Annotated in this window: 19 protein-coding genes; 9 read left to right on the top strand and 10 right to left on the bottom strand. The window is 57.5% G+C overall.

Annotation, left to right across the window (positions count from 1 at the left end; genetic code table 11):
- Window positions 1–143: 143 nt before the first annotated feature.
- From SM763_RS19835 to SM763_RS19825, 3 genes are all read right to left on the bottom strand, one after another.
- Complete coding sequence (locus SM763_RS19835) at window positions 144–1,451, bottom strand: DNA-primase RepB domain-containing protein (protein ID WP_368999525.1); 1,308 nt, start codon at window positions 1,449–1,451, stop codon at window positions 144–146.
- A 199-nt stretch (window positions 1,452–1,650) separates the two neighbouring features.
- Window positions 1,651–2,085, bottom strand: coding sequence for a hypothetical protein (locus SM763_RS19830; RefSeq protein ID WP_368999523.1), 435 nt, complete (start codon window positions 2,083–2,085; stop codon window positions 1,651–1,653).
- Between the two features lie 79 nt (window positions 2,086–2,164).
- Window positions 2,165–3,469 (bottom strand): MobA/MobL family protein, encoded by a 1,305-nt coding sequence (locus SM763_RS19825; protein WP_368999521.1) that lies wholly within the window; start codon window positions 3,467–3,469, stop codon window positions 2,165–2,167.
- Window positions 3,470–3,565: 96 nt separating this feature from the next.
- Here SM763_RS19825 and SM763_RS19820 point away from each other — a divergent pair, with 96 nt between their 5' ends.
- The 4 genes from SM763_RS19820 to SM763_RS19805 all read left to right on the top strand — a co-directional run bounded on the left by SM763_RS19820 (window position 3,566) and on the right by SM763_RS19805 (window position 6,517).
- On the top strand, window positions 3,566–3,877 hold the full coding sequence (locus tag SM763_RS19820) for a hypothetical protein (RefSeq protein ID WP_368999520.1): 312 nt from the start codon (window positions 3,566–3,568) through the stop codon (window positions 3,875–3,877).
- Window positions 3,874–4,056: a hypothetical protein gene (locus SM763_RS24190; protein ID WP_490363299.1), complete on the top strand. Its 183-nt coding sequence runs from the start codon at window positions 3,874–3,876 to the stop codon at window positions 4,054–4,056. Before SM763_RS19820 ends, SM763_RS24190 begins: the two co-directional genes overlap by 4 nt.
- A 453-nt stretch (window positions 4,057–4,509) precedes the next feature.
- Window positions 4,510–5,589, top strand: a complete 1,080-nt coding sequence (locus SM763_RS19810) for a ParB N-terminal domain-containing protein (RefSeq protein WP_368999519.1) — start codon at window positions 4,510–4,512, stop codon at window positions 5,587–5,589.
- On the top strand, window positions 5,510–6,517 hold the full coding sequence (locus SM763_RS19805; RefSeq protein WP_368999518.1) for a hypothetical protein: 1,008 nt from the start codon (window positions 5,510–5,512) through the stop codon (window positions 6,515–6,517). Before SM763_RS19810 ends, SM763_RS19805 begins: the two co-directional genes overlap by 80 nt.
- Window positions 6,518–6,521: 4 nt before the next feature.
- Here the strand turns inward: SM763_RS19805 and SM763_RS19800 are convergent, their stop codons facing one another.
- On the bottom strand, window positions 6,522–7,724 hold the full coding sequence (locus tag SM763_RS19800) for a DNA cytosine methyltransferase (RefSeq protein WP_368999517.1): 1,203 nt from the start codon (window positions 7,722–7,724) through the stop codon (window positions 6,522–6,524).
- Complete coding sequence (locus tag SM763_RS19795) at window positions 7,711–8,631, bottom strand: NotI family restriction endonuclease (RefSeq protein WP_368999516.1); 921 nt, start codon at window positions 8,629–8,631, stop codon at window positions 7,711–7,713. Before SM763_RS19795 ends, SM763_RS19800 begins: the two co-directional genes overlap by 14 nt.
- Before the next feature lie 300 nt (window positions 8,632–8,931).
- Here SM763_RS19795 and SM763_RS19790 point away from each other — a divergent pair, with 300 nt between their 5' ends.
- Window positions 8,932–9,147 (top strand): hypothetical protein, encoded by a 216-nt coding sequence (locus tag SM763_RS19790; RefSeq protein WP_368999515.1) that lies wholly within the window; start codon window positions 8,932–8,934, stop codon window positions 9,145–9,147.
- Here the strand turns inward: SM763_RS19790 and SM763_RS19785 are convergent.
- Complete coding sequence (locus SM763_RS19785; RefSeq protein WP_368999514.1) at window positions 9,134–10,537, bottom strand: DUF6538 domain-containing protein; 1,404 nt, start codon at window positions 10,535–10,537, stop codon at window positions 9,134–9,136. The genes SM763_RS19790 and SM763_RS19785 overlap by 14 nt on opposite strands.
- Before the next feature lie 245 nt (window positions 10,538–10,782).
- Here SM763_RS19785 and SM763_RS19780 point away from each other — a divergent pair, with 245 nt between their 5' ends.
- The 3 genes from SM763_RS19780 to SM763_RS19770 all read left to right on the top strand — a co-directional run bounded on the left by SM763_RS19780 (window position 10,783) and on the right by SM763_RS19770 (window position 12,613).
- Window positions 10,783–11,139 carry a DUF6538 domain-containing protein gene (locus SM763_RS19780; RefSeq protein ID WP_368999537.1) on the top strand — a complete coding sequence of 119 codons (357 nt, stop codon included), beginning with the start codon at window positions 10,783–10,785 and terminating at the stop codon, window positions 11,137–11,139.
- A gap of 6 nt (window positions 11,140–11,145) precedes the next feature.
- Window positions 11,146–11,442 (top strand): hypothetical protein, encoded by a 297-nt coding sequence (locus tag SM763_RS19775; RefSeq protein WP_368999513.1) that lies wholly within the window; start codon window positions 11,146–11,148, stop codon window positions 11,440–11,442.
- Between the two features lie 193 nt (window positions 11,443–11,635).
- A complete protein-coding gene (locus SM763_RS19770; protein ID WP_274831493.1) occupies window positions 11,636–12,613 on the top strand; it encodes an NAD(P)-dependent oxidoreductase in 978 nt (325 codons plus the stop codon).
- 72 nt (window positions 12,614–12,685) lie between these two features.
- Here the strand turns inward: SM763_RS19770 and SM763_RS19765 are convergent, their stop codons facing one another.
- Genes SM763_RS19765 through SM763_RS19755 form a run of 3 tightly spaced genes read right to left on the bottom strand, consistent with a single transcriptional unit; the run spans window position 12,686 to window position 16,985 of the window.
- Window positions 12,686–14,128 (bottom strand): aldehyde dehydrogenase family protein, encoded by a 1,443-nt coding sequence (locus tag SM763_RS19765; RefSeq protein WP_368999512.1) that lies wholly within the window; start codon window positions 14,126–14,128, stop codon window positions 12,686–12,688.
- A 14-nt stretch (window positions 14,129–14,142) separates the two neighbouring features.
- A complete protein-coding gene (locus SM763_RS19760) occupies window positions 14,143–15,351 on the bottom strand; it encodes a mandelate racemase/muconate lactonizing enzyme family protein (RefSeq protein ID WP_368999511.1) in 1,209 nt (402 codons plus the stop codon).
- Between the two features lie 26 nt (window positions 15,352–15,377).
- Window positions 15,378–16,985 carry a GMC family oxidoreductase gene (locus SM763_RS19755; RefSeq protein ID WP_368999510.1) on the bottom strand — a complete coding sequence of 536 codons (1,608 nt, stop codon included), beginning with the start codon at window positions 16,983–16,985 and terminating at the stop codon, window positions 15,378–15,380.
- Window positions 16,986–17,149: 164 nt separating this feature from the next.
- On the opposite strand from SM763_RS19755, the gene SM763_RS19750 reads away from it, so the two are divergent.
- Window positions 17,150–18,031 (top strand): LysR substrate-binding domain-containing protein, encoded by an 882-nt coding sequence (locus tag SM763_RS19750; protein WP_274838735.1) that lies wholly within the window; start codon window positions 17,150–17,152, stop codon window positions 18,029–18,031.
- Here the strand turns inward: SM763_RS19750 and SM763_RS19745 are convergent.
- Window positions 18,028–18,918 carry a LysR family transcriptional regulator gene (locus SM763_RS19745; RefSeq protein ID WP_368999509.1) on the bottom strand — a complete coding sequence of 297 codons (891 nt, stop codon included), beginning with the start codon at window positions 18,916–18,918 and terminating at the stop codon, window positions 18,028–18,030. The genes SM763_RS19750 and SM763_RS19745 overlap by 4 nt on opposite strands.
- Window positions 18,919–18,976 lie beyond the last annotated feature (58 nt).

Raw genomic sequence — 18,976 nt, 5'->3', positions numbered from 1 at the left:
GCGCGGGCTTGTCCGGTGGACAGCTGGCAATCCGGTTCCGGCCGTCGGGCGGTGATCTGGGTGGTGGGCGGGGCTCTTTTCCTCCCCTGCGTTCCCCAGGGAGGCTCAATACACCCCTGTTGCGGACACGGACCTGTCCGGCCCTACGCAGTGGCCAACTCCGGCAAGGATCCGGCCTTTTTCAGCTCATAATACTTGGTCCGGCCAATACCGAGTGCCAGCCAGGGCTTTGTCCGGGAGGCATTGTTATCGGCCAAGTATTCGTCGCGTGTGGCTGCACCCTGTGCCGCTCGCCTTGCGCGCTCAGCGACCGCCTTGCGGTGCTTACGCTCTTCAACCGGGATGACCTGGCGCAATCCCAGGTCCCGGGCCAATTGGGGCGAGATTTCCAGCTTTTCGGCGATCGTCGATCCCCTGTAGCTGTAGCGCCCATCCTTCCAGACACAATGGGAAGTCGGACGACTTGCCTTGTCTACGGCCTGCCTGACGGTTGCCCGCACGTCATTCGGCTTCAGCCCCGGGGTGGCGATGGCAGCCTTGTTGATGATCTGCGCTTCGATGTCACCGGCGTCCGGGATATACGTCAGGCAGGTTGCATAGAAATGCAGCCATGTGTTGCGACGGCCAACCGGAACCATCCCGCCGAAGAAGTTCCGGAAGATTTCCAGATCATCCATGATCTGTCGGAACCGCTGAGCCTGGGTCAGCCCTCTCGGCATGGCGGCACCGGTCCTCGGGGACCTTTTCTTCCGTACCTCTTTCCTGGTCAGGAGTTCCGCTCGCGTGGGCCGTCCACACGCCTGGTAGATTTGATCTTCCAGCGTATCATATGAGTAGCGTTGCAGGGTGCCGTCGGCGATCCTGACGCGCTTCCCGGATTTCTCGTTGATGCTGCCGGGAATTCGGAAGACCCGGGATTCATCATTGCATGCCGGATCGGCCCCGAAAGGCAGGGAGAGCTCGATCAGGGCCTGCAATGCGGCGCGCCAGCGCTTCTTGATCGTCCACGTCAATTCCTGGACCAGCCAAATAGCGGCGACACCTCTACCGGTGTACAGAACGATGGATGGCTGAGGCAGGCCGCGAGCGGTAACGTGCGCCGAATAGGCTGCCTGGACCTCGTCAGGCGCTTTTCCGCGCCAGGCGATGGTAGTGCGATAGTCGAGATCGACAAACAGCGCATTCACAGCCGCCAAGTTCCTGTTCTCGCGTTTACCCCAGAAGCGGTTCAACGAGACAAAGGAAGGCGAGTCCAGGAAGGTTGGCAGCTGATCCAGAAGCGTTTCCTTGTAGTAGGTCCAGGACTTGACCCCGCCATCCGGCAGCCTGGTCAAAATGGCCGGGCCTCCCAGGCTATCTTTTGGATGAAGCAAGGAGATGTAGCCCTCGGGGGTGAGGCTCTGCGGGATTGGATTGAGCGGGGCGAATTCGCGCGGATCTGTGCGTTGCATCCGCAGGAATTAGGCCCCGCCAACCTATCTCGGAAAAATCCGGTTGAAATCAACTTCGGCGGTTTAATCTGCCCCATTGGTGAAGAGTAAGTTGGTCAGGTTCTGACCTGACCAACCGAACTTACTGACCAAACTACCGACCTGACAAATCCACCAACTTACCAACCAACAAACTGACATTGCTGACTTTCCAAGGTTTCTAAAAAAGTTTGAAAGTTTGTTTTTCCATTCTTCGGAACGCACCCACCTCCCTCCTGCATTCAAGAGACACAGGAGTAAAACGATGCGCAAACCCATTCATTCCGACGCCGAAATCATCAAGACCGGCGAGATGCTGGCAAACCAGCGTGGCGGCGAGGTGTCCGCCTGGGATATTCACAAGGAACTTGGAGGCCGGGGCAAGTTGTCTCGGATCCGCGATCTCTGGGAGGAGCATACCGCCCGGCAGGAGGAAGCGAAATCTGAGGCGGTTGTTCTGCCCGACGACATCCAGGTGCAGCTTTCGGATGCCATGGCCGCCTTTGGCCAGGGTCTCGAAGGTATCATATCGGGCGTGATTTCCAGAATGACCGAACAGAATATCCGCCAGTTCGCCATTCGGGACCGTGACTTCCTCCTGCTTGAGGCGGAGCACGCTACGAAGGTTCGACGCCTGGAAGAAGAAATCACTTACCTGACGGAGCGTTTGGAGGAGTTGGAGGAAGAGGACGAGGTCACCGAAACCGTGGACCCCGACCCCGCTCAACCCGCACCTGCAGAACCGGTTCCGGCTGCGGCCCCCCCGGCGGCGGCTCGTAAGTCTCCAAATCGACCGGTGAGGAAAACTCCGGCGCCTCGCAAGGCGGCTCGTCCTGCTCCCCGCGCGCCCAAGCCATCGCGTACTCAAACGCAGACCCTGTCTTGAGGCTGTCGAACTGGCTGGAGGCTGCCAGAGCGGCCTCTGCCTTTTTGGCCGAGAGAGCATCTTGAATACTCTGCTTTTCCGCTTCAGCCACCTTCCTGCGCTCGGCTTCGCGGTCGGTGGCGATCTGCTCCGCGGTTTCACGGTCCCGCTCGCGCTGTAATGCGCGCAATAGAAGCCACGAGGACCAGAGTTCTTCGTTCCGCGCCCGGATTTCAGCGCGGCGATTTCCGGCACGTGTCGTGTCTTCCCCTTTTTTCGCTTTCTTCCTGCGGGAACGGGCTGTTCGTCGTGGGCCAAGATGATCCTGGGCGACAAGACCCTTGGGTGCATCTCCCGCCGCAGCCATGGTTTCATAGGATCTAAGGTCAACCCGGGCGTTGCAGCCGATCTTCTTCAATGCGGCATTGGTTCTCTTTTCCCATTCCTGACGAATTCTGAGGAGTTCCGTTGGCCCGGATGTCTTGTCGTCGAGAACCCGGGTCTTGGCTCCGAAAGCTCCTGTATCCCCGCACACCGCCCGCGTCGTCGCCAGAATGTGGGCGTGGAAATTCCTGTTGGTAAGGAATTCGTCGAAGAGACATGCCAAATATTTGGCCCGGCCTTTTTCGCTCGTGTCCTGTGCCAGAGACTTGCCCAGGGCCTCATTATGAAACGTGGGGGCATGAATGTCGGCCTGGACGGCAACGCCATATTCATCGCGCAGCCACAACGCAAATCCCCGAACAAGCCTGACCTGCTCGGCCAGCGGTAGCTCCGCCGGCAGAGAGGGGCGCAGTTCCCGGACAACACGTGCATTGCTACGGGCTTCCGCCTTCTCGGCAGCGTTCCAGAGATCTTCCGCCTGACCGCTCCAATTGATCAATTCGTGGGACAGCAGCCCGCCCTTGCGGGTGCCGGAATATCGCTTGCCAAGGCGCCTGTCCCGGTAGGAGGCGCGTGCCGTGTAGGCGGCTGATTTGACGGCAGAGCGGCCATCGGAACGGGAGTGAATTACGACTTCAAGTCGGCTGGCTGGATGTAACATGAGGAGAAGATCGGGCCCGATGTCCGGATTTGCTCCGTAGGGCCCGCTGCAGGCGCGCAGGCAAACTTCAGTTTGCGTAACTGCGCGCATGCCTACGGCTCGCGTGGCAGAATGCTCTCGCCAACTTTTTTGAGCGGAACCTTGGTGAAGCCCCTACTTCCTTCCCAACGGCAAGAGGATTGAACCATGCAACCAAGCGGGAAGAAGTATGATCTGGAAGCGCGCATCGAGGAAGCGCAGGCCAGGCTGAAAAACTTACGAGCGGAGGCCCGCAAACAGGACCGCCGGGATGAAACCCGACGCAAGATCATCTACGGCGCGGCGGTCCTGGACATCATTGCCCGATGGCAAGATGGAGACGGCAAATCCGATGAGCAAAAGGCTGAGGAAGCCAGCAGAGCCGAGCGCATGATGCTGGCCTTGCACGAACGGGTCAATCGGGAGCGCGATCGCAAATTTTTGGGTCTTGCGTGTGAGGTGACTAATAAAATGAGATGAGGCGTATTGCGGTTGATAGTGCCACGTATGACAACCATGTTTTCGAATGCACCCCCAACCGCAACGGCGATAGCCTGACCCTGCCGGACCTGCTCGATCAGATTCTGAAGTACGAAGAGAACAGCAGCGTAACTGCGGTTGAAGCCTGTGACACGCGCCGTTGCCACTCCGCCATCTGAACTGATGCGGTGGGTGCTCCGACCCGACGGCATCGAGTGTGCCATAACGGATTCGTAGGAACCAACGCGAGGGAGGCATCCATGTCAGAGGTTTGAATATTTGGAATTGATCTTGCCAAGGGCAGTTTCCAAGTTATCGGCGTCGGAACTGACGGTGCGATCATGTTCAACAAGTCGATATCGCGGCTGCGGCTTTATCAGCTGCTGGCAACGCAACTGCCCTGCGTGGTGGCGATGGAGGCTTGTGCCACGTCGCATCATTGGGGTCTCCCGGGCATCTGATCGAACATTCCTGGGGTTGCCATGCTTGGGGAAGAGCAGGGGAAGGCAAGCAACAAGTGAAACGTCAGTCGCGCTATCGGATCGACCTTGCATCACCTCGTAACGCCGCTTCCCTGTTGCCATATTTTGTTGCATAACGGCTGGGAAGGTACATTTCGGAAGATGTAAGTGATGGCGCCAGGACTTGAAATCAGAGATATTTCGGAACTGCATTTTGACCCGGAAAATCCGCGCCTGCCCGAGGCCTTGCATCATGGTGATGAAGAAGAAGTGATCGATTTCTTCCTGCTTCAGTGCAATTTGATTGAACTGATGATGTCGATCTCTGAAAAGGGTTATTTTTATGGTGAACCCTTGTTGGTCGTTCCCAACAATAGCGAAGGCGGTTTCACCGTTGTAGAAGGAAACCGGCGCCTCGCTTCATTGAAGATTCTTGCATCAGATCAAGATCCACCCTCTATGATCAAAGCCGTTGAAAGAGTGCGTTCCGATGCAAGGCACCGTCCAACGGAGGTTCCCTGTTTGCATTTCGAACGCCGAGAGGACGTTCTGGACTACCTTGGGTACCGCCATATTACAGGTATCAAGGAATGGGATGCGTTGGCTAAGGCGAGATACCTATTTCAGCTGCGGCGAAACCTCAAAATCGATGATCATGAGTTGGCTCATAAGAAGCTTGCAAAAGAGATTGGCAGCAAATCCAATGCTGTTGCCAAGATTCTCACAGGCTTCAATGTTCTGAACTACGCGAAAGATGAAGGTATCCTTCAAGAACTGGATTTGACGGTTGAGCAAATCCCGTTTTCATTGCTTACAACAGCCATCGGATGGTCAGATATCGCAGAGTTTATTGGCTTGGATGGCCCTGGTGATGTTGATATCTCCAAAATTGACCGAGAAAAAACAAGAGATTTGTTCATGTGGTCTTTTGTAAAAGAGAACGGGGTGACGACAAGAGTAGGGGATTCCAGAAACTTCAAAATTCTGGCGAGAATTGTACAATATCCGGCGGCGGTAGAGGCGTTGCAAAAGGGAGATTCTCTTGCGACAGCAGACGTTTTGGCGGCCGGCCCACTTGAAGCGCTTCGTGTGCATATTAATACCGCAACCAAAGCAATTGAGAGTGCTCAATCTATTGTGACGCGTGTGAAGGGCCTCCAGGAAATCGATGTTGAGGCTGCGAGAAACCTTCAAACTCTTTCGAAAGTTCTGTCAGCTTCAGTTTCATCATTGCATCAGCCTGAAGAATAATACGGTTTTCAAAAAAATGTTTTCATTGGATCGTCCTCGAGATCATGATCTTCATACCATAGCGGACTTCTTTGAAGTTCTGTGCCTGGTGTCGCTGGATCGCGTCGCGGGCACCGACTACTTGCGAGACTTCATACAGGACAATCGTGGCGACAGCAGCTTCACTCTGTCGGATGGCGAACTTGAAGATGTACTCAATCAGGTTCAATGGAGGCGTCAAGCTTTCCAGGATTGGTACCCATTTTCGCTGATCCAAAATGATCGTGTCCTACAAGCAGAAGAGGATCTGTCGAACAACCAAATTTGGTATGTCTTTTTGTTGCTCTGCGGTAACTTACCCCTTCTGACCAGGCGCGAACTCTATAAGCCACTTACCGACGCGTTTGAGCAGGTGTCAGTGCAGGTTCTAACTCTACTTTGGCCTGATACTGGGCAGGCAACGACCTTCGGAAAGAATACAACCACGTTTACCGGAACCAAGTGGGAACGACTAAATTCTCTCGGTAAAAAGATTGGTGGTCAGCCGACACTGACCGAGAACGATTTTCGAAATGGAGACAATGGTGACGGCGGGATTGACATAGCAGCTTGGTTGCCTCTTGACGATCATGAGAGCAGAAACTCGATAGCGGTTCTCGGTCAATGTGCCTGTTCAAGATCTGATTGGCCGGCAAAACAGTTCGAGATATCCATGATGAGACTTCGGAACTGTCTGCTCCCTTCTGCACCTTGGATAGAGATGCTGTTTACTCCAATCCTTTTTCGGGACAGCCAAGGCACCTGGGCAGTGCCCACTCAGGTTGCGAGTGTCACGCTCTTTGATCGGCTGCGCATTCTGAACGCCATCCGAAACGGCGGTGGTATGGCAGGCTTTCAGATGCCGGGCTCTGTCGCAGATGCATTGGAATATCGATTGGACGTTGTCTGAAGACTTAGGCGACTTCCAATTCATTCCGCTCGTTGGCAAAGAGTGACTTCAGGTGTTCACCTATGGCTTTCCCAAGCAGCGGAGGCACCGCATTGCCGACTTGGACATATTGCTCTGTTTTGGAGCCCGTGAATTCGAACCAATCAGGAAATGACTGTAGGCGAGCCGCTTCTCGTACAGAAATTGCCCTATCTTGTTCCGGGTGAATGTATGCCCCCCAGTGAATATCACATTTAGTCAGGATTGTGCAGGACTGGGCCTCCCACTTCATTCTTCCGTATCGTTTTGTGTGATCGCTTCTCTTCGCGCGCTTCATGCCAGCCGGCAACAGATCAAAGGGAATATCCCGCCAGCTACCGCCTTGAGGAATATGCTTCATCCTATCCAGGTTGACTTTGCCAAGCTTCGGGGCTGAGTGATTGTTTACTTTGGTCAGGTTCCCTCGCGCCCATCTCTGAAAGGCGCATTTGGCCTCAGATACGTACGGTGCATCATTTGAAGCTTCTCCATTTTCCAAACGAGGAAGGTCGGAGATGGCATCGTGGATGGTTACATAGGGAAGCAAGCCCTCACCAGAACCGTGTGTGGGCTTTGGATGCGAGACTGGAAGACCCTTGCGGTTCCCAATGAACACGACTCTGCGCCGTTCTTGGGGAACGCCAAACTCTTCGGCTTTGAGAACTTGCTCCTTCACTTCGTATCCAAGTGCCCGAAGTTCAGATTTGATTGCATGCACCGCTTCGCCACCGCCGATAGAGAAAATGCCTGCAACATTCTCCATGACAATCCACTCGGGTTGCATACCTTCAACTATTCTCAGGTATTCTTTGAAAAGAGAGGCGCGTTCATCATGCATTCCGCGTTGATGGTTGTAGACTGAATACGCTTGGCAAGGGGGGCCACCTACGAGAACCTTGAGTTCGCCTGGCTGAAGGCCTGAAACCTCCAGCAGCTTTTCAACTGACAGCTCCTGGATCGGGCCGGGAACAAAGGTTGCGTGGGGATGCGTTTTCGAGAAAGTCTTGCCGGCTGCTTCAAAAACATCGTTCCCTACAAGAACGCGAAATCCGGCCATCTCAAGGCCAGCCGACAGGCCACCTGCTCCACAGAATAAGTCAATAACAGTGTTGGCCATGTTCTGCTCGCGTCCACGTTCTTGTTTCGTGCCATCTTCGCTGAAGGCGTTGCTGAAATCAAGGCGAGGCAATCTTCCCTATGATCCTGGCTTCAAACTCGCCAAGAGGAACTGCCACTCCCCCAGTAAGACCTTCTATCGCGCTTTCCAGGGTGGTGGCAAACTCTTCTACCACTTCCAAGTGGGCGATGTCGCTTCCTGGTTTCTTCACGAAGTCAACCAAGATCCAAACAATATCCGAATTCGAGATATCGTTGACCGGTCGCATCTGCCCCATTGAGCGAAAAAATGGGACATCGACCACGATGGCCATCTTCTTTCCCCAGCGCCTCAGTGTAGGTACCTTGATTTGAAGTTGTGGCATGAGCCTTTTGGGGCCACTCGAACGATAGTCTGGCCGCCGCGCTTCTACCGGCATCGCGGCGCTTCCTCCGCGCTTGATCAGATCATCAAACTCGATCTTCATCTCCTTCCCTGAGAAATAGACTGCCTGAATTTCCACGGCAGCCCAATTCAGAGAAGAAGCCTCTGAGGCGTTTGATTGGACCAGGATCATGTCGATTCGCCCGACATCTTCGCCCGGAGCACTGTCCAGGTTCCCAGTGGACTCCAAAAATCCTACCTCTCCAGCCTGAACTGGAGTTCCATCATTCAAGAGCCGATCACCGATGTGCTGGAAGACAGTGTTGTCTTGATGGAAGCGATAAGGACAAATAGCTCTGATCATCCCGCGCTCCCCGTCAACTGGGGAAATTGTTCCGTCAACATCGGAATAGACTCTCAAAGAGCAAACTCCGCCCGGCTTCGTGCACGTCGGTAAAGGGGTGTCAGTTCGAAATGGGCAGGTCATCTCGCCTTCGAACTGTTTCTCCTTCTTCGCGTGCAGGACTTTCAGGCGTTCTTCTTCCCTGTCAGTTAGCGATGTATCCGCCTTCTTTCTCTCTAAAGCGATCATCCTGTCGATTTCTGCCTTTTTCATAGCGCTGCCACCTACGCGATGGCGAGCAAGCGCTACTCTTTCCTGGGTCTGCAGATCCAAGAAAGGTCTGCCGTACCATTCAGCAATGTGAAACCGCTCAGCCAATTTGCCCTCCAATTTTTCATAGGAGTATCGACTGGTGATTGCTCGATCAATATGAGGATCGTCTTTTGATTGACCGTGCGATCAATCTGTTCTCACTGCCGCGGCAAGCCAGGGACCATGACCTAACTTGGCTTGATTCAAATTTCTGCAGATCAGTGAACGACCCCACTTCCCGACCTCCTAATCCGGAGGCTCATGAAATCAATGACTTACACGCGATCGAATATCGAAGCAAAACTCGATCAATTGGCACAAATTATCGCTGGGCGTGAAGATGGCAGGGTGTTTTTGCCTCTTTACCAACGCTTGGAGGCGGAACTGGCGGCGTTGGAGACTGCCGAGAGCGACATGGATCGCATTTTGCGACGGGCTGCCGACACACGGGACAGGAAATTCGCTATCGCAGCCTGAACCCTTCCTCTTCGAGGATGCGATCGATTTCGGCGTTCAACACCGCGATCGACCGTGGTTTCCAGTCCTTGGTCGGGAATGCGATCATCTCCAGAAACAACGCTCGGATCTTCAGTTCTGTCGCGTCGCCGTAGACCTCGCGTCCGCGAAGTTTTTTGAGCGAATGCCCCATTAGCATGGCGCGCTCTTCGTTGGTTACACCGGCAACCCTAAGCCTGGACTCAAATGCATGGCGCAAGCCACGAATCGTGACACCGTTGTCGGGAAGCAGATTGTTTTTCCGGATGAATTTGTTGATGTAGCCCGAATAGCTGCCCCCTCCTCGATAGTCAGGGAAGCCAGTAGGATTTCTCCGCATGGCCTCAAGAGCGTGGCCAACAAGAGGAACCTTGCGCACCGAAGACAGGTTTTTGATTTCACGCCGATTATCACCATCGAGACGCATGTCTATGCTGATATACGGGATTTCGTGATCGAGATGAATGTCCGGGGGCGGAACGTTGTAGACTTCGTTGGCTCGGGTGCCGGTTTCTGCTGTGACAATCGCTATGTCATGGGCCTGCCTTTTCAGGCCTCCCATCTTCTTATCATTGAGCAGAGTATCCCTTATCCATACGACGGGGGTCTCTTTGGGCCGCGAGGTGGCTGTTTTGATTTCACGCCCGGATGGCTTGAGGTGCAAGCCCCGGAATGGATTCTGGTATTCGGTGATGCCAAGATCCTCGTAGTAGGCGTCCAACATATGTTCCATGTGCCCAATCTGCTTGTTGACATGGTCCGTCGTGCGCCCGCCATCACGAATCTCTTTCCAGTGATCCTGATATTTCCGGGCTTCGACTATTGTGATCTCGCACATGGGGCGATCGCCAGCTTTCTCGACAAAAGCGCTGGCGGCGCGAAGCCATTTGTTTTTCCACTGACGCAGCTGATCCGGCGTCTTCCCTTGAATCTCGTCAGCGCGCAGGCGCGCCATGCTTTCGGGAAATTCCGATACCTTGGTTTTTGGCAAAGGAGCTCCACCGAGCGCAGCAGTTACCACCGGAGACGTGGGTGGCTGGTTTTGGATGCTGTCCAAGCGCTCCATGATCTCGTGGAGAGGGTCTTTGACCAATTCCTGCACAGGGCGATACTTCAGCTCCCGGGACTGAGCCACAGCGACGACGGCGTCATAGGCGTCTCTTTCCGAAGAGGGCACTTGTGCGGCGAGCATCGTCTCCCATTGCGCACGAAACGCAGTCTTGTAGACCGCCGCCTTTTCTACGGCTTGATCCCTGTCTTTGGTGCGTAAAGAGAATTCCAGTTTCTTCCGGCTTTCCACCTCTGCATACCGAGAGGGAACCCTCCAATTAAGATGCCAGATCTTGCCACGTTGCTTGATGCTGTCAGTCATACATTTTGCCCCACAAATCGCCCCACAAAACAGAAGCATTAAAGATTGGGGTCAGGAGTGGCAAAGGAAAATTATTAAATTAATTCAATATATTGCAGATTATCCACTTAAGGCAAACTTGCCCGAAACGATTCCGCCCCCGGGCACCATCTCCTTCGTTCAGGGCATTGTTTTGCATCAGTTTTTGGACTGATCAAGACGAGGCGTAGAACAAATTGGAGAACAATTCACGCAGCCGTGTCTTCGTGAAGGAAGGCATCTACTACTTCACCCGCCGTATCCCAGTAGACCTGCGACAGCACTACTCGTCGGGCAAAATTTCCTACTCCCTAAGGACCAGATCCCGTTCCATCGCTCTTTCGCGGGCGAACAGGGCTGTATGTAAGCTGGACGAGTACTGGTACCATCTTCGCACACAGGATGCGGAACTCCCTGACAAAAACCTTCTCCGGCATGGTCTGACCCGGCAGGCTCATCTCTCTGGAGAGGATACTACTGTCACATCTGATGTTTTGACGCTGTCGGAGGCTGTATTGACGTATCTGCGTCTCAAAGGTCAGGGACGCCCTGAGACCTTCCACCGTGCGGCCCACCGTTCTTGACGCTACGTGATCGACGTCTGCGGAGACAAACCACTGACAGACTGCACCAAGGCTGACGCGAACAAGTTCCGTGATGACCTGATCAAGCGTGGGCTGGCTGGCAGCAGCATTACCCGGATCTTCGGCACCGTCCATGCGGTCTTCAACTTCGCCGTTGCAGAGGTAGGGCTGTCCACCGCAGCGCCGTTTGCCAACGTCTACTATGATCGCAACGCCGGGGTTTCTGGCCTTAGCTCCATCCCTGTGCAGGACATTCGCACCGTTCAAGGTAAATGCGAGAGCGCTGGAGAGAGCAAGAGATGAGCCTTGAAACACCAAACCTACCCACCAGCCCAGCGCCTTGCCCCGCCTGAAACCAGGGGGTCGCCGCCAAGCGATCCGCGAAACTACTTGCTGCAATCCGAACCACCCCTTTGGGCCAAGAGCGGTTGCTTTACCGCCGTGCAATCGCCGGTCAGGATTGTCACGATAGCACTCGGATAAAGGAACACCCGCTATGAAGATCGGCTTTGTTGGCCTCGGCAATGTAGGAGGCAAGCTCGCGGGCAGCCTGCTGCGCAATGGTTTCGATGTCACGGTGCATGACCTCAACCCCGACCTTGTGGCCGAATTCGTCGCGCGCGGTGCCAAGCCCACCAGTGGCCCCCTGGCGCTGATGCAGGACTGTGACGCTGTCATCACCTGCCTGCCCTCCCCGGCCGCCTCTGCAGCAGTCGTCGAGGAAATGCTGCCAGCCGTCGACAGCTCCAAGATCTGGATGGAAATGTCGACCACCGATGCAGGCGAGGTGAAACGCCTGGCGGCCCTGGTCGCCGAGCGCGGCGGCGCCACCATGGAATGCCCGGTCTCCGGCGGTTGTCACCGGGCTGACACCGGCAATATCTCGATCTTCGCCGGCTGCGACCGGGACACCTTTGAACGGATGTTGCCAACACTGACCACCCTGGGCCGACGGGTCCTGCACACCGGCGATATCGGCAGTGCCTCGATCCTCAAGGTGATGACAAACTACCTTGCGACGGCCAATCTGCTGACCTGCTGCGAGGCGCTGGTAACGATGAAAGCCGCCGGTATGGACATGAACACCACATACGAGGCGATGAAGATCTCCTCCGGCACCTCCTTCGTGCATGAAACCGAAAGCCAGGTCATCCTGAACGGATCGCGCGACATTTCCTTCACAATGGATCTGGTGAAGAAGGACATCGGTCTGTTCCAGAGCATCGCGGAGGCCCATGACGTTCCACTGGAGATCAGCCCCCTGATGGTTGGAATTCTGAACGACGGGATCGCGCGGTTCGGTGAACGGGAACTCTCGCCCAACATCATCCGCAGGCTGGAAGAGGCCACCGGCCTGTCGATCACCGCGCCCGGCTTCCCCGCCGAGATGACCGACGACGAGCCGGAAGAACCGGGGTACGAAGTCATTCCCACCGGCCTTTCGGCGCCGCTGGCAAAGCTATTGGACCAGTAAGGCCGGACCTTATGAAAAACGGGGCGCGATATCCTTTCGCGTCCCGTGTCTTTGGTGTCATTGACGCGCTGCTCAGGCAGAAAAGGGCGGCCTGACCTTCACTTCCAGAAAGTCCTCAAGTCCAAACCGCCCGCCCTCGCGGCCATTGCCCGATTGCTTGAACCCGCCAAACGGCGAACCGTAATCCGTGGCCCGCCCGTTGATGTGAATACCACCTGCACGCAGGGACCGCGCCATCCTCAGGGCCCGCGCCTCGTCCCCGGTGGAAATATAGGCGTCCAGCCCATAATCGGTATCATTGGCCAGCGCGATGGCCTCTGCTTCGGTGTCAAAGGGCGTCATCACCAGAACCGGACCAAAGATCTCCTCGCGCCAGAGTGTCATCTCCGGGGTGACATCGAAAAAGATCGTTGGCCGGGCGAACCAGCCCTGTGCCAGTTCCGCTGGCAGATCTTCGGGGCGTCCCAGCCCGCCAATCAGCAAGGGTGTGCCTTCGTCCATGCCGATCTGGATCATCCGTTGCACGCGGTCATATTGCAGTTGATCAAACAGCGGGCCAATGTGATCGCCTTCTTGATGCGGATCGCCGACCGCCTGGGCCGCGGCGGCGCTGCGGGCGATGTCGAGGGCGCGATCATAGACGCTGCGTTCAACCAGCATCCGGGTGGGAGCATTGCAGGACTGACCGGTGTTGTCGAAACACTCCCGCACACCTTCGGTCACGCGCGCCTCCAGATCGGCATCGGCGAAGATCACATTGGGAGATTTGCCGCCCAGTTCCAGTGCCACCCGCTTGATCGTCTCCGCCGCATCGCGCGAAACCGCACTGCCTGCGCGGGTGGAGCCGGTAAAGGACATCATCGCCACGTCCTTGTGCCGGGACAGGGCAGCGCCAACCGACGGGCCGTCACCGAACACGAGGTTGAATACCCCAGGCGGGAAGCCCGCCTCGTGGATCATTTCAGCAAAGAGTTGCGCCGATAGAGGCGTATGCTCCGAAGGTTTCAGAACGCAGGTACAGCCCGCCGCCAGCGCCGGGATGACCTTCAGAGCGATCTGGTTGATCGGCCAGTTCCACGGCGTGATCAATCCACAAACGCCAATCGGTTCGTGGCTGACGATATCACCGTTGGTCAGGGCTTCTTCTTCCTGATGCGCCTCAAGCGTGGCGATGAACGCCTCAAGATGGCCAAGCCCCGACGCGGCCTGCACCTCGCGCGACATGGTGATCGGCGCACCCATTTCAGTAGTGATCGCCTGTGCAAGGTCTTCCATGCGGGCCTGCATCACCTCTGCCAGTCGGTGCAAAAGGGCCAGCCGCGTATCCTTCATCGTCATGGAATAACTGACAAAGGCGGCCTGCGCCGCCGCTACCGCGCGATCCACGTCCTGCGCATTGCCAAGAGTCACCTGCCCCACCTGCGCGCCCGTCGACGGGGTCAGGATGGGCATGGTCTGGCTGCTGTCAGGCGCCTGCCAGTCGCCGCCGATATAGAATTCGTTCAGAACAATCATGGTCTCTCTGCCTTTCAGGGTGTCACATGTGCGATGTCGAGTGTCAGGTGAAGTTCGCGCCCCTCGTAGGGCTGCGCAGCGATTGCGGCATCGTCAAGCTCCAGCCCCAGTCCGGGCGCCCGCGAAGGGAGGACATAGCCATCCTCCCATTCGATACCGCCCTTTACGCAGGACATGTAGGGGCCATCGAAACGGCCAATGCTTTCTAGGATCAGGAAATTGGGCGAAGCCGCCGCGATCTGAATATTGGCCGCCGCCACGATCGGTCCGCAATAAAGATGTGGTGCGATCTGCGCCTGTTTGACCTCAGCCATGGCAGCGATTTTCTTGGCTTCAAGCAGCCCCCCGACACGACCAAGGTTCATCTGCAGGATCGAGGCCGCACCTGTCTCAAGTACCCGGGCGAACTCATACTTGGTGCAAAGACGCTCCCCCGCGGCGACGGGGATGGAGGTAAACCGGGCGACCTCGGCCATGGCCTCCGGGCTTTCGGGGGGCACCGGTTCCTCGAACCACAAGGGATCAAAGGGTTCCAGCGCCCGCGCCATCCGCAGCGCGCCCGAAACGGTGAATTGCCCATGCGTCCCAAAGAGAAGATCGACACGGTCCCCCACCGCCGCGCGGATTTCGCGGCAAAAGGCGACCGAGCGGCTGATGTCCTCAAGCCGAGGCTGGTGGCCGTCAAAGATGGTGTAAGGTCCGGCCGGATCGAATTTCAACGCCGTGAAGCCCTGATCCGCCATCTGCACCGCGATCTCGGCCGCGATGCCCGGGTCATTGTAGGCATTGGGCTGATCCGGGTCAGGATAGACGTCGCCGCCGGTGGGGTAGATGTAGGAATAGCTGCGCAGGCGGTCATGCACGCGCCCGCCCAGAAGGTCCGCAACCGGCTTATCCGCGGCCTTGCCGAGAATATCCCAGCAGGCCATTTCCAAGCCCGAGAACACGCCCATGACGCTCACGTCCGGGCGCTGGGTGAAGCCCGCGCCATAGGCCTTGCGGAACAACAGCTCGACCTGCTGTGGATCAGCGCCTTCGAACTGGCGCTCGAACATGTCACGCGCCATGGCGCAGCATACATCCGGCCCGAAGGTGGCGTTGTAGATTTCACCGACACCGGTGATGCCGCAGGCCGTCGTCACCCGGACGAAAACGAAATAGCGCCCGCCGTGGCGGGGCGGCGGGTTGCCGACGACAAAGGTTTCAAGCGTCTCAAGGCGCATATGCTGCTCCGTATTGATTGGGGCGATCAACTGCTGTCTTGCAGGATCAGATCTGCTGCGCGCGCGGCGAGCATCATTGTGGGCGCGTTGGTGTTGCCCGAGGTGATGTTGGGGAAGGCCGAGGCATCGACCACCCGCAGCCCGGCCAGGCCATGCACGCGCAGCCGCCCGTCAACGACTGAGTCCTGTGGCCCCTCCCCCATGCGACAGGTGCAGGTCGGGTGGTAGACCGTTGAGGCCCGCGCCCGAAAGGCCTCCAGCAGAGCCTCATCCTCCATATCGGCAAAGCCCTTGGTCTTGCAGCCGGATGTCACCGCCTTGAGCGCAGGCGTTTCTGCCAATCTCTGCAGCACCCGGCTGGCACGTACAGCCATCCCGCGATCCTCGGGCGTGGCCAGTGAATTCGCCTCGATCAGCGGCCTTTCGCGCGGATCGGCAGAGCGGATCCGGATGCGGCCGCGACTGGTCGGGCGACAGGGCTGCGCCGAGAGCAAGTAGCCTTGCTGCCGGTCCATCACCACCTTGCCTTTCGGGGTGATCTCATAGGACGCCGGATTGCAGAACAGTTGCAGGTTCGGGGCCTGAGCATCCGCACCAGAGCGCACAAAGCCTCCGATCTGGTTCACCGGCACAGACAAAGGGCCACGCCGCGTCAGGGCATATGCCGCCCCTGCCCGTAGTCGCCCGGACAGGGTGCCGAGAACCGCGTTGAGTGTCTGCTCCCGCGCATGAAACTGCCACGAAATAGCAAGATGATCCTGAAGCCCTTCGCCGACCTGCGGCAGGTTGTGGCGTACCTCAATCCCATGCTCCCGCAGCAGATCGGCAGGGCCGATGCCCGACAGCTGCAACAGCTGGGGGGAATTGATGGCGCCTGCACTGAGGATCACTTCCCCAGCGCGGGCAGTGCATCGCTGGCCACCGCGGGTATATTGCAGACCGACGACGCGGGCGCCTTCCAGGTCAAGCCCTTGCACCTCGGCGCGGGTCAGCAGCGTCAGGTTCGGGCGACGCAGGGCTGGCCGTAGAAAGGCATCGGCGGAGGACCAGCGCATCCCGCCGCGAACGGTGCTGCGATAATGGCTAAGCCCTTCTGCGCCCTCTGCGTTCATGTCTTTTGCCGTGCCAAGACCAGCTTCCTGCGCAGCCTGCAGAAAATGATCCGAGAAAGGGTGCATCTGATCGGACAAATCCTGCACCCAGACGGGACCATCGCCCGTGCCATCCGAGTGGGTCTCCAGCGCTTGATAGGTGTCGCGGGCCTTCGTCCAGTTCCAGCCCTCGGCCCCCGCGCGCGCCCAGTCGTCAAAGTCATGCGGCAGCCCCCGGACATAGGCCATCGCATTAATCGAACTCGACCCGCCGACCACCCGTCCCCGCGGCCAGTAGATGGACCGCCCGTTCAATGCCACATCCGGCGCCGCGTGATCGCCCCAGTTCAATGCCGCCATTGCAAATGTAACTGCATAGCCCACCGGCAGCTTGATCCAGAATTTCCGGTCGCTGCCGCCGGCCTCCAGCAGCAACACGCGATGGCGACCGGACCGGGTCAGACGTTCGGCCAGAACGCATCCGGCCGAGCCTGCACCGACGATGATAAAGTCGTAATCCTGCTCTAGTGGGGCTTCGGTCATTGGCGTAGGTCCGGCTGCTGGAAACGTGTCTCCAGATGCGCGCGGGCGCCCCCGAACTGCAAACAATGTCTATGACTGCTTTGACCCAAATCAGGTTGTGGCAGGAGGGCTTGCCACCCATTTGGCGGCAGCCCATGATGGGCCGGTTACACAACGGAGCTCCCATGCGCAGGCTGCCTCATGTCAATTGGCTGCGATCCTTCGAGGCAGCGGCACGTCACAGTTCCTTCAGCGCGGCCGCGGAGGAGCTGCACCTGACGCCTGCCGCCGTCAGCCAACAGATCCGCCAGCTGGAGCATCATCTTGGCATTCAGCTGTTCAAGCGCCTGCCAAAAGGCGTGCAACTGACGGATATCGGGCTGGCCTATGCGATCCCGGTCCGCAAATCCTTTGTCGAAATGCAGGCGGCCACCGATGGGCTGTTTCGGGTGCAAAGCAAATCGGTCGTCCGCGTGCGCTGCTCTATCAGTTTTGCAGCCCTTATCCTGGCACCGCTGCTGCGCGATTTTGCGCTGGAGTTTCCGGAGATCGACGTCGAACTCTCCACCGCAGTCTGGTCAGACCGGATTGATGGCGCCGGGGTCGATCTGGACATCCGCTATGGCGAAGGGGAATGGCCAGAGCAGACGGTCCACCCGCTCCCCGTGGAGGGAGCCACGCTGGTGTGTCACCCGGATTATGCCGCCCATTTTGGCACGGAGCCCGATCAGGAAACCCTAGCCGACGCGGATATTGTTCAGGTCGTGGGATCGGAAACGGATTGGGACCGCCTGTTTCATCACTGCGGCATTGATGCCCCGCGCCCGCCTCACTGGATGAAGGCCGATTCCTCCTTGATCGCAATGCAGATCCTGTCGGCGGGGCACGGCTGCGCGCTCATCTCACGCAGTTTTGCCCGCCGCGCGCTGGACGAGGGACGCTTGGTTGCGCCTTTTGATCTGGACCTTCCCATGCAGACAAATTTCGTTCTGGTGGAGCGAGACGATCTGCGCAGGCACCGAGACGTGCGCAAGCTGATCGACTGGCTGCTGGTGCAAAGGATTTAAAACGCAGCGGCTTCCCTGCGCACCCATTCGAGGAAAAAACCCGTGTCCTGCGATGGTGCGCTGGCCGTCGTAACGAAATATCCTGTGCCCAGATCCAATGCCCCCTCAGGCCAGGCCTTCAGTGCTCCGTCCCGTTCTGCCTGCCCCGTGATCGACCGCCACCCTAGCATAAGCCCACGCCCGTCGTAGACCGCCTGCGCCGCCTGCACGTAATTATTGAACACCTGACCTCCACCGCGCGGACGCAGGATGCCGCGAGCCTGAAAATAGTCCTCCCAGCCCGCCCAGTTGCCATTGCTTGGATTGCGCACATGGATCAGCGGCGCCTGGGCAAGCGCGCATCCCTCGGCCAACAGCCGATCTACCAAAGCAGGCGCACCGACTGGGCAAATCGCTTCAGAAAACAGCTTTTCCGTGCGCCCTTCCCGCCAGCCACCACTGCCATAGCGCAAAGCCACGTCAATACCGGGCGTCATCACCGGAAGGTCGCTCGCCGGAGCCTGCACGTTTACGGTAATATCCGGGTAATCCGCGTAAAACATTGGCAATCTTGGCATCAACCAGTAGGTCGCCATTCCCACGGTGCAAGAGACAGTCACCTGCCGTTCCCCGATGGCATGCAACGCCCGGATATCCTCCAGCGTGGCCGCAATCCGCCCCAACCCTTCACGCACTGCCCGCGACAGCATCTCGCCGGCATCTGTCAGGCGCGCGGGCCGCACCCGCCGGTCAAACAACGCGACTCCCACGTGTTCCTCCAGCGCCTTGACCGCCTGACTGACTGCGGGTTGGGTCACGTTCAGACGCGCCGCCGCATCCCGCATCGAACCATGCCGCGACAGGGCTTCGAAGGTCACAAGAAGGCGCAGTGGTGGGAGATGTTCCATCGAATAACTTAATCCATAGTTTAAGTTATCTTCACCCGAAACAGGCTGTCGTCAAGGC

This window comes from Pseudophaeobacter sp. C1-32P7, from assembly GCF_041008775.1.
GTDB lineage: Bacteria > Pseudomonadota > Alphaproteobacteria > Rhodobacterales > Rhodobacteraceae > Phycobacter > Phycobacter gallaeciensis_A.
Note: the sequence above shows the minus strand (reverse complement) of the source record. Positions and strands in the feature narration are given on the sequence as shown.